Annotated in this window: 11 protein-coding genes; 3 read left to right on the top strand and 8 right to left on the bottom strand. The window is 61.7% G+C overall.

Annotated elements, in window-relative coordinates; all coding sequences use genetic code 11:
- Window positions 1-139: 139 nt before the first annotated feature.
- Window positions 140-1102 carry a carbamate kinase gene (arcC, locus tag DW029_RS01305; RefSeq protein WP_006235166.1) on the bottom strand — a complete coding sequence of 321 codons (963 nt, stop codon included), beginning with the start codon at window positions 1100-1102 and terminating at the stop codon, window positions 140-142.
- 604 nt (window positions 1103-1706) lie between these two features.
- On the opposite strand from arcC, the gene DW029_RS01300 reads away from it, so the two are divergent.
- Window positions 1707-2123 carry a DUF3830 family protein gene (locus tag DW029_RS01300; RefSeq protein ID WP_118345078.1) on the top strand — a complete coding sequence of 139 codons (417 nt, stop codon included), beginning with the start codon at window positions 1707-1709 and terminating at the stop codon, window positions 2121-2123.
- Window positions 2124-2125: 2 nt separating this feature from the next.
- Window positions 2126-2650: a hypothetical protein gene (locus DW029_RS01295; RefSeq protein ID WP_117735413.1), complete on the top strand. Its 525-nt coding sequence runs from the start codon at window positions 2126-2128 to the stop codon at window positions 2648-2650.
- Window positions 2651-3224: 574 nt separating this feature from the next.
- Here DW029_RS01295 and nifJ read toward each other — a convergent pair.
- The 6 genes from nifJ to DW029_RS01265 form a co-directional block, all read right to left on the bottom strand.
- Window positions 3225-6764, bottom strand: coding sequence for a pyruvate:ferredoxin (flavodoxin) oxidoreductase (nifJ, locus tag DW029_RS01290; protein WP_118345077.1), 3540 nt, complete (start codon window positions 6762-6764; stop codon window positions 3225-3227).
- A gap of 464 nt (window positions 6765-7228) precedes the next feature.
- Window positions 7229-8167 carry an FHA domain-containing protein gene (locus DW029_RS01285; RefSeq protein ID WP_117648550.1) on the bottom strand — a complete coding sequence of 313 codons (939 nt, stop codon included), beginning with the start codon at window positions 8165-8167 and terminating at the stop codon, window positions 7229-7231.
- Window positions 8168-8170: 3 nt separating this feature from the next.
- A complete protein-coding gene (locus DW029_RS01280; protein WP_118345076.1) occupies window positions 8171-10015 on the bottom strand; it encodes a hypothetical protein in 1845 nt (614 codons plus the stop codon).
- Window positions 10012-10917, bottom strand: a complete 906-nt coding sequence (locus tag DW029_RS01275) for a hypothetical protein (protein WP_118345075.1) — start codon at window positions 10915-10917, stop codon at window positions 10012-10014. The genes DW029_RS01280 and DW029_RS01275 overlap by 4 nt, the downstream gene beginning before the upstream one ends.
- Window positions 10918-11162: 245 nt before the next feature.
- A complete protein-coding gene (recR, locus tag DW029_RS01270; protein ID WP_089573257.1) occupies window positions 11163-11759 on the bottom strand; it encodes a recombination mediator RecR in 597 nt (198 codons plus the stop codon).
- Window positions 11760-11772: 13 nt separating this feature from the next.
- The gene (locus DW029_RS01265; RefSeq protein WP_006235174.1) at window positions 11773-12093 is read right to left on the bottom strand and encodes a YbaB/EbfC family nucleoid-associated protein; all 321 of its coding nucleotides are present in this window, start codon (window positions 12091-12093) and stop codon (window positions 11773-11775) included.
- 341 nt (window positions 12094-12434) lie between these two features.
- Between DW029_RS01265 and DW029_RS01260 the strand changes: the two genes are divergently transcribed.
- Window positions 12435-12908, top strand: coding sequence for a hypothetical protein (locus DW029_RS01260; protein WP_118345074.1), 474 nt, complete (start codon window positions 12435-12437; stop codon window positions 12906-12908).
- 21 nt (window positions 12909-12929) lie between these two features.
- On the opposite strand, the gene dnaX is transcribed toward DW029_RS01260, so the two are convergent.
- Complete coding sequence (gene dnaX / locus DW029_RS01255; RefSeq protein ID WP_158572585.1) at window positions 12930-15398, bottom strand: DNA polymerase III subunit gamma/tau; 2469 nt, start codon at window positions 15396-15398, stop codon at window positions 12930-12932.
- Window positions 15399-15409 lie beyond the last annotated feature (11 nt).

Below are 15409 nucleotides of genomic sequence, written 5' to 3'. Positions count from 1 at the left end.
TTGATCTTGTTTACCTCCCCCATATGCTCACAACTCAATAGCAAAAGCCCCGCAGTCGGAGCGGACTGCGGGGCTCATGAAGAGAGGTAGTTTGTGGGCGCTTTGCCTGGCGCCCACGAGAGAGGCAACGGAGTAGAGACTACTCGTGGATGCGGGTACCGGAGAGGCCGGCCATGGTCTCGGCGGCCTTGTCCAGGGCGCCGATGATGCAGGTGCGGCCCTTGCGGGAACGGGCGAACTTGATGGCGGCGCGGACCTTGGGCTCCATGGAACCCTTGCCGAACTGGCCCTCGTCGGCCAGGCGCTCGGCCTCGTCGGCGGTGAGGTCCTCGAGCTCCTCCTGGTTGGGCTTGCCGAAGTTGATGGCGACATGCTCGACGGCGGTCAGCAGGAACAGGACGTCGGCGTCGCAGTCCTCGGCCAGCAGCTCGCCGCCCAGGTCCTTGTCGATGACGGCGGGAACGCCCTTGTAGCAGCCCTTGTTCTCGTAGTCGCGGACGACGGGGATGCCGCCGCCACCGCAGGCGATGACGATGAACTCATTGTCGAGCAGGTTGAGGATGGAGTCAGCCTCGACGATCTTCTTGGGATCGGGGGAGGCGACGACGCGACGCCAGCCGCGGCCGGAATCCTCGACGAAGACCTTGGAGGGGTCCTCGGCCATGAACTCCTTGGCCTGCTCCTCGGTGTAGAAGGGGCCGATCGGCTTGGTCGGGTTCTTGAACGCGGGATCATCCGGATCGCACTCGATCTGGGTGACGACGGTGGCGGCGTGCCAACGCTTGTAGCGCTTGTGCATCTCGCGGCCGATGCCCTGCTGCAGGTGGTAGCCGATGTAGCCCTGGGACATGGCGCCGCACTCGGGCAGCGGCATCTCGGGGGTGCCGATGGCGTCGTGGGCAGCGGCGAAGGCGTTCTGGATCATGCCGACCTGCGGGCCGTTGCCGTGGGTGATGATGATCTCGTTGCCCTGCTCGATAAGACCGAGGAGAGCGTGGGCGGTGTTGCTCACGGCCTCGATCTGCTCGACGGGGTTGTTGCCGAGGGCGTTGCCGCCGAGGGCGACGACAATACGATCGGGCTTGCCAAGAGGCTTAGACATTGCTGGAATCCTTTCTGTAAAAGGCCTACAACCCATTAATAACCCGCGTCCGTGCGATACGCGAGTTTATTAAGGTTTATATTCTCTTTATCGCTCATTTTATTCATTTTGAAAATAGTGGAGCGGTGAACGGTCGTTTTTATCCGCTCAGCGTACAGAACCCCAGCTCAGACATATCTACGCCATTTACGTGCGACTTTATTTGAATACAGCAAGGATTATGTTGGATTATACAAACTATATCTCTGCTAAACACAAAACGGGCAGCATAATATCTTACTCGCACTATACGAGATTCTATGCACTTATAGGACGAGTATGCATCCCTGCAAAAACATGGGGCTTTTCATCCAACAAAAAGGATAGTCGATCGTGCTTCACCCTGCGGTAAGCGACTGTGAACAAGTTGCGCTGTGCCCAAGCGTCCAAAAAAATCTAAACAGGGATATTGCTTCGGCTCCCAAGGCGTGATACTTTAGCCAAGTACAGCACGGGCTGGGGCGGCAGGCATCTGTCGTGAAGTTTGGGTTCGGCGACCCCGTGGCTGTCTTCTCCTTTATCCGCCAGCGAGCCCCTTGAGCGACGGATTGAGGAGGTCCTTACTATGACAAAAATGCTCAAGATTACGCTGAATGGTGAGACGTTTCTCGCCGACATGCTCTGGGACAAAGCGCCCGAAGCATGCAGATTGTTCGAAGCGTCCTGTCCGGTCGAGTCGCGCATCTTCTCGGCAAAGATTTGCGATACCGAGGTGACCTATCCCGTATCGGGCCCCATCGCCAACTACGAACACATCGAGAATCCCGTCTTTAACGAGCCGGCGGGTGCGGTGAGCTGGTACGGCGGCTGGTCTTCGGTCTGTATCTTCTTTGATGTTTGCGAGCCTTTTGGCACCTGCGACATGTTTGCCCGCATCTGCGAGGCCGACCGCGAGCGCTTTGCCACCGCTTGTCGCAACATTTGGGACAATCAGGGCATGTACATCAAAAACGAAATCGTCGAGATCGAAGCGGAGGCCTAAAGATGATGAGTATCGACACCCTGCTTGTACTCGACCTTGCAGAGTACACCACTTCGCTAGAAGCCCTTGCCGACCAAATGATGCTTGAGGAGCCGCGCGATATCGACTATATGCGTCGCCGCAAGCTCGACACTGGCCGCGAGTTCGCAGTATGGAACTTTACCGTCGGCTACTGCATGAACGCTGCCGATGCCCTTTCGCTCCTGCGCGCCCAGGCAGCCGAGAACGTCAACGGTAACACCGCCGACTTGGCCACCCTCAACAACAGCGCCGCGCGCCTGTGCGACTGGTTCTCGGGCGCCTTTGACGTCACCGGCAAGATGGACGATACGACCGCCGTCCTCGCCCGCAGCCGCGACCTCTACGCCCAGGTCGAGACCCATGAGCAGTTTGCCGCCCTCACCCGCGCCACCGAGCGCTATCTGGTCCAGCTGCAATTTTGGGTCGATCGCCAGATTCCCTGGCCGGCCATCAGCGACCTGGTCCACGGCTACCGTCTGCGCACCGAAACCGGCGAGACAAGGTAAACCGGACTAGCAGCACCAACCACACCCCATCACGGGGCCCAAAGTAGTAATCAAGAGGCTGGAGACGCAAGCAACAGCGTCCCCAGCCTTTTTGCATGGTACCGCGCCGGTTCGATGGCTTTGAGACCTAAGCGAATCTTCGCTATCTGCCAATTTCTGTATGATTTGGGTCATTTCTAACTGCCAATTTTTGTACTTATAGGGGCAATCCTATCTACCAATTTTTGTCATTTAGGAGTTTTAATGCCACCTAGTAAGATCATTGATGGGCTTTTGAACTGGCAAAACAACTCCAATAAGGCGTTGCTTGTTATCAGCTCCCCCTCTATACCCAGAGAAGCGCGTGGTTTCGCGGCAATGCCGCGAAACAGCAACCGGGACAAAAGGCCCTGCCAACCACGCCCCCCGTTCAGCCCCACAATCCGAGGACGTAGTCGTAGCAGGATCTGAGGGCTGACCTTCGCGGACATTCCGCAGGACGAAAGAACCCCCGCCGCACGAAGTGCGCAGCGGGGGTTCTTTCATGTCCGAGGACGTCCGCGAAGGTCAGCCCTCAGATCCTGCGGTGAGAGACCTAGGCCTCGTTGTACACCGTCTTGAGCTTCAGCAGGTGCTGGTAGCGATCCATGGCGGCCTGCTCGTTCTCCTTGAAGAGCTCCTCGGCGCGCTCGGGGAAGGAACGCGTCAGCGAAGCGTAACGGGCCTCGTTCATCAGGAACTCCTGATAACCGCCCGCGGGCTCCTTGGAATCGAGCGAGAACTTCTTGCCGGCAGCAGCCTCGGGGTTGAAGCGGAAGAGGTTCCAGTAACCGCACTCGACAGCCTTCTTCATCTCGGCCTGGCAGTTCTGCATGCCGCCCTTCTTGATGGAGTGCATCTCGCAGGGGCTGTAGCCGATGATGAGGGACGGGCCGTCGTAGGCCTCGGCCTCATGGATGGCCTTGAGGGTCTGAGCCGGGTTGGCGCCCATGGCAACCTGTGCCACGTAGACGTAGCCGTAGCTCATGGCAATCTCGGCCAGGGACTTCTTCTTGGTCACCTTGCCGGCAGCGGCGAACTGAGCGACCTGGCCCAGGTTCGAGGCCTTGGAGGCCTGACCACCGGTGTTGGAGTAGACCTCGGTATCGAAGACGAAGACGTTGACGTTGTGGCCGGAAGCCAGGACGTGGTCCAGGCCACCGAAGCCGATGTCGTAGGCCCAACCGTCGCCACCGAAGATCCAGAAGGACTTCTTGGTGAGGTAAGCCTTGTCGGCGAGGATCGCCTTGGAAGCGTCGCAGCCGCACTTCTCGAGCTCGGCAACGTAGGCGGCAGCAGCGGTCTTGGAGGCCTCGGCGTCGTTGACGGAGTCGATCCAAGCCTGACCGGCGGCCTTGAGCTCGTCGGACGGACCGTCAGCGGCGATGATGTCCTGGGTGGCGGCGATCAGCTTGTTCTGGACGGCCTCGTAACCCACGGCCATGCCCAGACCGTGCTCGGCATTGTCCTCGAACAGGGAGTTGTTCCACGCCGGGCCGTGACCGTCCTTGTCCTTGCAGTAAGGAGCGGTGGCAGCGGGGTTGCCCCAAATGGAGGAGCAGCCGGTGGCGTTGGAGATGAACATGCGGTCGCCGGCGACCTGGGTCACCAGACGTGCATAGGCGGTCTCGGCGCAGCCGGCGCAGGAGCCGGAGAACTCCAGGTAAGGCTGCTTAAACTGGCTGCCCTTGACGTTGGCCGCGATGAGCTCCTTCTTCTCGGAGACGTTCTCGACCATGTAGTCCCAAACGGGCTGCTGGTCCATCTCCTGCTCGGTGGGAACCATCTCGAGGGCGCCCTTGGGGCAGACCTTGACGCAGTTGGTGCAGCCCATGCAGTCGAGCGGGGACACGGCCATGGTGAACTTCATGCCCTTGGCCTTGGGGCCCATAGCGTCGAGCGTGCGGGTAGCCTCGGGCGCGGCGGCAGCCTCGTCCTCGGTCATCGCGAACGGACGGATGGTGGCATGCGGGCACACATAGGCGCACTGGTTGCACTGGATGCACTTGGTCTCGTCCCAGTGGGGAACGACCACGGCGACGCCGCGCTTCTCGTATGCGGAGGCGCCCAGCTCAAACTGGCCGTCGGCGCAATCGACAAAGGCGGAAACGGGCAGGCTGTCGCCATCCATGCGATCGATGGGCTCGAGCAGGTTCTTGACCTGCTGAGCGATGGCGGACTTGGTCTCCTCGGAGAGCTCGACGGGAGCGGCATCCTCGGCGGTAGCCCAGTCGGCCGGAACCTCGAACTTACGGAAGGCGGTAGCGCCAGCATCGATGGCCTTATGGTTGGCGTCGACGATGGCCTGGCCCTTCTTCATGTAGGACTTGGTAGCCGCGTCCTTCATGTACTGCAGGGCGTCCTCGGCGGGCAGGACCTTGGCCAGCGCGAAGAAGGCGGACTGGAGCACCGTGTTGGTGCGCTTGCCCATACCGACCTTGGCCGCCAGGTCGATGGCGTCGATCAGGTAGACGTTGACGTTGTTGTTCGCGATGTAGCGCTTGGCCACGGCGGGCATGTGCTCGGCGAACTCCTCGTCGCTCCACTGGCAGTTGACCAGGAAGGTTCCACCCGGCTTGACGTCGCGGACCATCTTGAAGCCCTTGACGATGTAGCTGGGGTTATGGCAGGCGACAAAGTCGGCCTTGGTCACGTAGTACGGCGAACGGATCGGGGAATCACCAAAGCGCAGGTGCGAGACGGTGACGCCGCCGGTCTTCTTGGAGTCGTACTGGAAGTAGGCCTGGACGTACTTGTCGGTGTGGTCGCCGATGATCTTGATCGAGTTCTTGTTGGCGCCGACGGTACCGTCGCCACCCAGACCCCAGAACTTGCACTCGATGGTGCCAGGGGCTGCGGTGTTGGGCGCATCCTCGGCCTCAGGCAGGCTCAGGTTGGTCACGTCGTCGACAATGCCGATGGTGAACTCGCGCTTGGGCTCGTCCTTCTTGAGCTCCTCAAAGACAGCAAATGCGGACGCGGGAGGCGTGTCCTTGCTGCCCAGGCCGTAACGGCCGCCGACGACCTTGATACCCGTCTTGCCAGCCTCGTAGAGAGCGGAGACGACGTCCTGGTAGAGCGGCTCGCCGATGGAACCCGGCTCCTTGGTGCGGTCCATGACGGCGATCTTCTGGACGGTCTCGGGGAGAACGTCAACGAAGTGCTTGATGGAGAACGGACGGAACAGGCGAACCTTGACCAGGCCAACCTTCTCGCCGTGAGCGTTGAGGTAGTCGATGACTTCCTCGAGCACGTCGCAGAAGGAGCCCATGCAGACGACGACGCGGTCAGCATCGGGAGCGCCGTAGTAGTTGAACAGGCCGTAATCGGTGCCGAGCTTCTCGTTGATCTTCTTCATGTAGCCCTCGACGACGGCAGGGAGCTCGTCGTAGACCTTGTTGCAGGCCTCGCGGTTCTGGAAGAAGACATCGCCGTTCTCGTGGCTGCCGCGGGTGTGCGGGTGCTCAGGGTTGAGCGCGTGGTCGCGGAAAGCCTGGACGGCGTCCATGTCGCACATCTCGGCCAGATCCTTGTAGTCCCACATGGCGACCTTCTGGATCTCGTGGCTGGTGCGAAAGCCGTCAAAGAAGTTAAGGAACGGGGTCTTACCCTCGATGGCGGCAAGGTGAGCCACCGGCGAGAGGTCCATGACCTCCTGGACGTTGCCCTCGGCGAGCATGGCGAAACCGGTCTGACGACAGGCCATGACGTCGGAGTGATCGCCAAAAATGTTCAGGGCGTGGGAAGCGACGCAACGCGCGGAGACGTGGAAGACGCCCGGGAGCTGCTCGCCCGCGATCTTGTACATGTTCGGGATCATCAGGAGCAGACCCTGAGAAGCCGTGTAGGTGGTGGTCAGAGCACCGGCACCCAGCGAACCGTGAACGGTACCGGCTGCACCTGCCTCGGACTCCATCTCGACGACCTTGACCGGGGTGCCGAAGATGTTCTTGCGACCCTGGGCCGCCCACTGGTCGACATGGTCGGCCATCGGGCTGGACGGCGTAATGGGATAGATTCCCGCTACCTCGGTGTACGCATACGAAACATATGCGGCCGCCTCGTTGCCGTCCATAGACTTAAACTTACGCGCCATATACCCCTCTCCTCTCATATAGGTATACAGGCCCCGGCGATCGCCGGGATGTTGGCGTGATGGGATTTTCGCTGTTGCTTCCATCATCTGGCAGGCAGACTGAGCAGCAGGTACATGGCGTGGAGAGAAGGCATGCCGAGGCGAGGGGCAGCTGATGCACCCCACAGACTCGACCGCCCGTCTTGCACATGACCGAGCGCCGCAAAGGCCGCATGCCGGATGCTCCCGGGCACGCCCCGGCGATGGGAAGCGCCCGCAACGGAAATCCGCATGCGGGTTTATTGTACCCCGCCGCCAAGCTATATTTCGTCAAATATAGGTGGGCGGTAATAGGTGGGCGGTAAAGGTTTACCTTGGGTGACCGCCAAGGGCCAAAATGGCCCCTCCATCCCCGGGCGACTGGCTCTGGCGCGACAAGGAGTGTCCCCAAGTGCCGGCAGAAAAGGAGCGTCCCTATCTGCCGGCTAGAGGGCACCGAAGAGGATGGCGTAGGTAGTGGATTCGCCGAGCTTGAGCTCGTCGCCGGGATTGAGTTGGGCGGAACGACCGGGCTCGACCTGAATGCAGACACGCGTGGCCCCGTTTACCACCACGGTTCCGTTGGTGGACGACAAGTCCTCGACGTGCCAGATATTTTGAGCATCGCACCAGATATGGGCATGGCGGGCCGAGACATCGTCGCCGACGTCGGTAATATCGCCCTCACCAGTGGCCAGCGCGCCAATCTCAACACCCTGCTCACTCGGCTGAATCCAGCGCGGGGCGCTCACGACAAAACTGTTTTGTATGCGCAGCAAGCCCAAAGGGTGCGCCGGGGCGGGTTCGCGTTCGCCCGCGGTCATCGACATGCCAAGCGAACGCGGCGTGGATGTGCCTCCGCCACAGGTCGCGTGCGCGTAGTCGATGGCATAGTTCACCGAGGACCGCACATCCGCCGAACAACCGACGGCGACAAACAGCACCAGCACGGCCTCGGCGCGCTCGGCGGGCATGAGTTCCGCCGCCTGGGACAGGCGATCGAGCGCGTTGCGATAGAGATTCGTGTCCTGGTGGCACTCTTCGAGCGCGCGTACCATCGGTTCACCTGCAGGACCGCAGACCATATTGATTACAGCCGTGGAGTCCATGGGATTGCGCTGGCGCAGGGCCAGTTGCGACATAATACGCGCAGCCGAGGTACCGTATTCGGCAAAGTAGCGCTGCTGAAGCGTGCCGACCGGCGCGCGAACGATAAAGCGGGAAACCCAAGAGCGATCGGCGGCTCGGCTCTGCGGGCTGCGGCCGTCGGCGAGCGGACGGGACGAAAGCACCAAGCCACACAGCTCGATATGGCTCAGATGCGCCGCGCGCTTAAAGATATCAAACATGGCGCCGCATGGGGTGAGCTCAACTTGAGATGCCATGACCTAGGCCTCCTTGGTCGTAGAAATAGAATCGGACGATACTTCGACAGGTCCGCCAAAAGTGCGGGCAGCTGCGGCGCCACCAGCAAGCGGAGTCGCCATCTGGGCTTTTGTGCGTCGCGGTGCCGAAACGGGAAGCTCAAAGGCAAAGCCCATCGCAAGCAAAAACCACGTAAGCGTATAGGTTGCAATCAGAGCGGCAACAAGGCCGCCCATCACGGCGCGTTGAGAAAATACGCTACATGCAGCCACAGCCAATACCGGAACCTCGCAGGCAGAAAGCGCAAGCACACCCTGCAGGAACCCCGAGCGCCGATCGCGCGCAAGTGCCCCCGCGGCAACGCCGGCTATGCCTGGCAGCGCCAACGCCAGTGCGGCAATAATACCCGGTAGCGACCCAGACCACACGAGCGATCCCAAAGTCGCCGTCACGCGAGCGCCCGATGCCAGCAGCGCGGCCGAAACCACGACCACAGCCCAAACCACGCCGCAGACGACCGCCGCGCCGACCATCAGCGCGCGACGAACCGCGCGGCCGGACGCATCCATGGGGCACGGCGTGAGCGGCTCGCCACGGAGCGAACGACCGACATTTTGCGCATAGTGGTCACAAAACGCCGAGAGCGCCGCCTCGACCGCCGCCGGCTCGGGACGATCTTTTTGAGAGCTGGACAGACAGGCCATCACCACGTCGAACAGCTGGGCATCGACAAACGCCAGCGCATCGCGTAGCTCCTCGGAATCCGGCTCAAGCCCCAGCTGCTGGGCCTGCTCGGCCGCGGCGAGCGCCACATCGGGCTCACGACGAAGCAACTGAGTCAAATCGCAACCGGGCGCATGGGCACCAATGGGATAGTCGGGCCGCGTGTCCATCTTGAGACGGTAGGGGCTGGCGATGTCGCGCGTCTTTTTGCGCGAACCCGAGGCGCCCGAAATGCTCGGCACGGCTTCGTATGGCGCGACGCCGGCAATGAGCTCGTAAACCGTGCTTGCCGCGGCATAGACGTCGATCGCCGGCGACATACGCAAAGCGCGCAGGTCGGGAATATCGTCGGTGAGCATCTCGGGCGGGGCATAGGCAACCGTCGCGCGACGCAGCGTGGCATAGCGCTCGGTAAAGGATGCCTTGCCGCCGGTACCAGCCACGGCCGACGCAGGCTCAAGCGCCAGCGACGAGCCAAAGTCGATCAGGCACAGGTCAAAGGTGCCCTCGGCAAGCTGCCGGTCAAGCGGTAGACGCGCCGTACGCACCATAATATTAGCGGGCGAGATATCGCGATGGACAAAGCCCTCACCCACCAGGCTCATACGGCAGAGCAGATCGAACAGGTCGCGACCCAAACGCGCCGCCACAAGCGGCGACAGGCGTCCGGCATCGTCCACGGCGAGCCGCGAACGCAAGCGGGCGAGCGTCTCGCCCTCGACCCATTCCATGACAATTGCAGGCACACCGTCGACCTCGCCCCAGCCATAGAGGCGGGGAAAGCCCTTAAGGCCCGAAAGGGCGCGATGGCATTCATATTCCTCGCGAAACGCCGCCTTGAACTTGGCGACCAGCGCCTCGTGAGTTGCATCGTCGTCAAACTCATCGCGCGTCGGCAAGATGAGCTGCTTGAGCGCCACGGCCTCGCCTTGGGCGTTGACGGCACGCGTCACGCGGCCGATACCGCCACGGCGTATGGTGGCATCGTCGGCAAACAGCATCGTAAAACGACGCAGATAGGTAGGCAGTTCGTCCTGACCGAGCGCAATGGCCGGCTCAAACCCGTCGACACGCGCCAGGCGCAGGCCGACCATGGAATCGCGACCGAGCGATTGTGGTGTGGTGGATGCAAGATCGGTCATCATAGGGCAAGCGCCGCCACGTTATTGTTGAAGTTACCGAGCGCGACGTCATCATCGCCGTAATGGCCGACCCATTGACATAGGTTGGTGTAACAGCCCCACAGATTGGCGTACTGCTGATACCACTTTGACCGGGGCGAGAATGTCTGACGACCGAACTCGGCTCGAATGACAAACATCTCCCCGACCAGGCTGTCGCACGGCCTGGGATCTCCCGTAGAGTTATAGGTCGAGACCACGTCATTGGCACGAGAAACATAGCCGTCGAGCATGTTGTACTTGGTCACAAGCCAACTGTGAATGCTCTCTTCCTCAGCAGCGGAAAGGCCACCGGAGTTTGCATCGTTGTCAGTGTTGCCGCCCGTCGAGCCGCCGTTTCCAGACCCTCCGGCAGAGGAACCCGATCCTGAGCCGCCGCCCGAACTCGACGAATCCGAGCCGGAGCCAGAAGTATCCGAGCTACCGGGCTTTCCGGACTGCTGGGCGTCCTGCTCCTTCTGCTGCTCGACCTTACTCACCGTTGCCGCCACGCTATTGTTGGACAACCGATCGATGATCTTGGTGTTGGTGAGCACGATGGTTTTGCCATTGGCAAGCGTGACTTCGTTGTCTGGGGCCTCGGCGCCGTTCGCGTCGTCGGTGCCAAACACAATATGCGCGACCACACTTGCCCAAGCATATCCAGTCGTGGTGCCCAGGTCACTTTTGACCTCATGCCCCACGCGCGGTTCGCGTGCGGCATGCGCCTGCATCATGGACGGCACGGTCATGCCATAGACAGAAACGCCAGCTACGACCAGCGCCAGCGAGCAAGACAGCAGTGCGTACGCCCGCGGCGCCAAGCCCAGTCGGCGTCGCATGCGCACCGCGGCGCCGCGCTTTGTCTGAGTGCCACCGGGCCGCATGCGTTCTCCTCCAACAAAAACACGCCGCTCGGGAGCGGCGCATTCATTCGAATCCATATTTGAGTGTATCAGCGAACCCAAAAGGTTGCGAAACGAATGGGCAAATTAAGGATGCGAATGAAAGCATCCATGCGATAAGCGGATACAAAGCATCTTTGTTGCACAACAAACTTACAGTCGCACGGGGAAATTATGGCTACCCCGTGCGTCGCGAGGATAACATACGGCAGGAGCAGGCTCGTCACCTAAATCGTGCGACGGGCCTCAATGGCGCGCCCAAGCGTAAGCTCGTCGGCATACTCCAGGTCGCCGCCCACGGGAAGGCCGCTTGCCAGACGCGACACCTCGACGCCCAGCGGCTTGATAGTGCGGGCCAGGTAGCTCGCCGTGGTCTCGCCCTCAATATTGGGGTTGGTGGCGATGATGACCTCGTGGATGTCCTCGTGGCCCAAGCGTGCCAGCAGCTCACGAATGTGCAGCTGCTCGGGGCCGATCTTGTCCATGGGACTGATCACGCCGCCCAATACGTGGTAGAGACCATGGTAGCTGCCCGTGCGCTCAATCGCCTGGACATCGCGCGGCTCGCCCACCACGCAAATGCGAGTGGTATCGCGCATCGAATCCTGGCAGATGGAGCACTCGTCGGCCGTGGCGTAGTTAAAGCAGCGGCTGCAAAAATGAACCTCCTGCTTAACCTCCAGGATGGCCTCGGCCAGGCGGCGCGCCTCCTCGGCATCGGCCTCGAGCAGGTAATAGGCGATGCGCTGAGCCGACTTGGGGCCAATGCCCGGCAGGCGACCCAGCTCATCGAGCAATTTTTGCAGGCTATGGTTGGCACTCATATATATGCGCGTCTTAGAACGGCATGCCCGGGATGTTGAGACCGCCGGTGATGGCGCCCATCTGCTTGTTGGCGAGCTCGTTGACGCCGCGAACGGCCTCGTTGACGGCAGCCATGATCATATCCTGCAGCATATCGACGTCCTCGGGATCGAGCGCATCGGGATCGATGGTGAGGTTGACGAGCTCCATTTCGCCGTTAACGGTCACCTTGACCATGCCGCCGCCGGCAGAGGCGTCAACGGTCTGGGACTTAAGGTTTTCCTGCGCGGCGGCAAGCTGCTCCTGCATCTTGCGAGCCTGCTTCATCATCTGCTGCATGTTCATACCGGCCATGATGGCTCCTTTACGTGCGGCCGCACGCCGAGCTGCAAGGGCAGCCGGAGCACGGCGGGACTTTCAAACTCAAAAATCGTACCACGGCGCGCGGCGAGAGAGCGGGGCGGACGTGTTACCTCAGTCGATATACATGTCCTGGAGTGCAAGCCGCACCCAAAGATTATGCGAAGTTGAATAATTCGCATCTGCATAATATTGAAAGCTAAATCTTGTAGAGCCGGAATCCGACATTTTCTGCGTACCACTAAATGGCTAAATGCCGAACCGCCGCTCGAGGCGGCGCTCATGATGGCAGGGTATAATTTGATTGTCACAGACAGCAATTTGGAGGTGCCCCCATGAATGCCCCCGACGCGCTCCAAAACATCCGCTCAAAACACCCCGTTGCATATGTGGTTCTCTATCTCTTTGTCGGCTGGGCATTACTGGTTGTCATCACCCATGCTATAGCCTTTGGAGCAGAACTGCTGATAGCCAGCTCGGACCAGCCCGTCGTCAAATGGGAAGCGACCGATGAGTGCACCGACGGGACCCGGACCGTTTACTACAACAGCCCGTCCCTTTACCAAGAGCTCAAGGTCAAGATAAAAGATTCCAAGATTGTTGATGCCGAGCCAGGCTCTTTTTTGACAATCGGAGCAGTTGCCAACGACATGCAAGTCGAGTACACAGACAGTCGTGCGACGTATCGTGTCGACCTCAGCACCCTAGGACGACCGTCGCGTACCTGTCTGCTCGAATGCGATATAAGCGGCACCACACTACACATGTCCGAAATACAGATGCGCCCGGGCAAGGGGTTCTCTTCTTGAGCAGTATACCCGCCTGCGCAGCTACTCCACCGGCTTGAAGATGGTGGACTGGCCGAAGACGCTGCGGATGAGGGCTTTGGCCTCGTCCTCGGTCTGCGGGATGCTCGGGGCTGCGCCCTGATGGCCGAAGGGACTGCCGGCGCCGGGGTTGGACTCCCAGGGAGCTGCAGGAGCGTCCTCCTCTTTGGGGGCAGTTGCAGCGGACTTGGGCGCGGACGCCGCACCCGGCACGTCGAACGGAGGCAGATCGTTCCCACCAGCATCGGCAGCAAAACCAGCAACCATGGCGTCGTCGTAGGGCACCTGCTCGGATTCCCACGGTGCAGACTGCGCGGCAGGCTGAGATTTGGGAGCGGCAGAGCGCTCGGGCGCACGGGGCGCGGGCTCAGTCGGGAGCTTACCCGTGGCAGGAGCGCCGGCGGGGTTGTCGGAGCGTAGCCAGGGGGCTTTGCCCAGGTCAGACGACTTGGGCGCGGGCGAGGCGGGCTTGGGCGCGGGTGTCGGAACAGCCGGTTTGGCCGTGACGGGCTTAGGCGCCGACAGGGTCGGTGCCGCTACCGGTGCCGCTTTTGGCTGCGTCGCGCTGGCGCTCGAGGATGCAGGGGCCGCCGAGGACACGAGTTGCGGGTCCGCAGATACCGCAGCCCGTGCAGATGGAGAATGCTCCTCATGTTGAGGAGCCGGCGTGCCACCCCCATCCAGGACATAGTCGACGGTACGACGACCGAAGACCGCGCAAACCGTCGGCAGGACCACCGACTGCGTATCGGCGCGACCGAGCATCTTAATGGCAAAAGTCGAACCCGCGGGGAACGAGACCGTGAGCTTGGAGCCGTCGTCGGCCGTGGCGCGAGCGTTGAGCAAAAGCCCTGCGTAGGAAGCCTGACGCGCCTTGACACGCTCGACAACCTCGGCCCATTTGCGCTGCAGCTCTCCGGCATCATCGACCGCGGGCGTCTCGGCAGTACCGGCGGCGGCAACCTGGGCGGCATTGTTGGACTGGGGCTTAGGTGCCGGAGCGGTGGCAGGCGCGGGGGCCGCAACGGGCTGAGGCGTCGGAGTCGGCGCAGGCTGAGGTGCAGGCGCTGCAGGCCTGGAAGCTGACACGGGCGCAGGCTGAGCCGCCGAAGCGGCAGCACCACGGTCCCAAGGCATACCGCCCTGGCGCGCGGACGTACCAGCGGGGGCAGCGGATGTCGCCGGAGCGGCAGCACGGGCGCCCGAAATGAGCGTCGGCTGCTGGGCAGCTGCGGGTACGGATGCTGCAGGCGCGGCGGCCTGAGCAGCGGCCACACTCGCCGGTACGGCGCCGTTGGCAACCATGGCCTCCAGACGTGCCACGCGCTCGGCCAATGCCTCAATCGTTAAATCAGCCTCGGGACGTGCCAGACGCGTGCAGGCAATCTCGAGCACCAGACGCACGTCGCTCGCGCCCCTCATCTCCAGTGCGGCATCGTCGAGCACTGTCAGCACACGGGCCAGGCGGTCGGCAGGATGCTCGCCAAAGGCAGCGGCCTCGGCAGCAAGCGCCTCGGCCTGCTCGGAGCCGCCCTCAAACAGCTCGGCGCGGGCACCGGCAACGCAGGCAACGTACACGTCACGCACATGCGCCACCAGGTCGCGCGTCAGCTCCAGCAGGTCGTTTCCTTCCTCGACCTGCGCACGAATCAGTCCATAGAGCTCGGCAACATCGCGATCGGCAATGGCGCGGGAAAACTCGCCCAGAATCTGGTCCGAAACCTCGCCTAAAAGCGAGCGGGCGTCGTCCGCATGCACAGAACCGTTACCAAAGACGCTCAGCTGCTCCAGCGTGGACAATGCGTCGCGCATGCCACCCTTGGCATGGCGCGCCACGATAGCGAGCGCCTCGTCGTCGTAATCGAAGCCCTCCTGCTCGCACACGTATGCCAGGCGATGCTCAATATCCTCGTTGCCGATGCGATGGAAATCGAAACGCTGGCAGCGCGAGAGGATGGTCTCCAGAATCTTTTGCGGGTCGGTGGTGCACAGCACAAAGATCACGTGTGCCGGCGGCTCCTCGAGCGTCTTGAGCAGCGCGTTGAACGCCGCCGTCGTGAGCATGTGGACCTCGTCGATGATATAGATCTTGTACTTGCCGCGCACCGGGGCAAAGTTGACGGAGTTGATGATCTCCTCGCGCACGTTGTCCACGCCGGTACGGCTTGCGGCATCGAGCTCGTAGACATCCGGGTGGTTGCCCTCGGCAATGAGCTCGCACTCCTCACAGGTACCGTCGGGCATGCAGCCGCTTGCACCCTCGGCGCGCGCCACCTCGGCATTGCGGCACAGCAGCGCCTTGGCCAGAATGCGCGCCATGGTGGTCTTGCCCGTGCCGCGCGGACCGCAGAACAGGTAGGCGTGGGACAGGCGCCCCTCGGTGATGGCGTGCTCGAGCGTCGAGACGATATGCTGCTGGCCCACCACGGAGTCGAAGGTGAGCGGGCGATACTTTCGGTACAACGATTCCATGGGTGCTCCCC

This window comes from Collinsella sp. AF38-3AC (genome assembly GCF_003474365.1).
GTDB lineage: Bacteria > Actinomycetota > Coriobacteriia > Coriobacteriales > Coriobacteriaceae > Collinsella.
Note: the sequence above shows the minus strand (reverse complement) of the source record. Positions and strands in the feature narration are given on the sequence as shown.

Bases quoted from the DNA above. Each gene is read 5' to 3' on its own strand.
- DW029_RS01260 (WP_118345074.1), top strand. From the start codon at position 12,435: ATGAATGCCCCCGACGCGCTCCAAAACATCCGCTCAAAACACCCCGTT.
- recR (WP_089573257.1), bottom strand. From the start codon at position 11,759: ATGAGTGCCAACCATAGCCTGCAAAAATTGCTCGATGAGCTGGGTCGC.
- DW029_RS01280 (WP_118345076.1), bottom strand. From the start codon at position 10,015: ATGATGACCGATCTTGCATCCACCACACCACAATCGCTCGGTCGCGAT.
- DW029_RS01265 (WP_006235174.1), bottom strand. From the start codon at position 12,093: ATGGCCGGTATGAACATGCAGCAGATGATGAAGCAGGCTCGCAAGATG.
- dnaX (WP_158572585.1), bottom strand. From the start codon at position 15,398: ATGGAATCGTTGTACCGAAAGTATCGCCCGCTCACCTTCGACTCCGTG.
- DW029_RS01295 (WP_117735413.1), top strand. From the start codon at position 2,126: ATGATGAGTATCGACACCCTGCTTGTACTCGACCTTGCAGAGTACACC.
- nifJ (WP_118345077.1), bottom strand. From the start codon at position 6,764: ATGGCGCGTAAGTTTAAGTCTATGGACGGCAACGAGGCGGCCGCATAT.
- DW029_RS01275 (WP_118345075.1), bottom strand. From the start codon at position 10,917: ATGCGGCCCGGTGGCACTCAGACAAAGCGCGGCGCCGCGGTGCGCATG.
- DW029_RS01285 (WP_117648550.1), bottom strand. From the start codon at position 8,167: ATGGCATCTCAAGTTGAGCTCACCCCATGCGGCGCCATGTTTGATATC.
- DW029_RS01300 (WP_118345078.1), top strand. From the start codon at position 1,707: ATGACAAAAATGCTCAAGATTACGCTGAATGGTGAGACGTTTCTCGCC.
- arcC (WP_006235166.1), bottom strand. From the start codon at position 1,102: ATGTCTAAGCCTCTTGGCAAGCCCGATCGTATTGTCGTCGCCCTCGGC.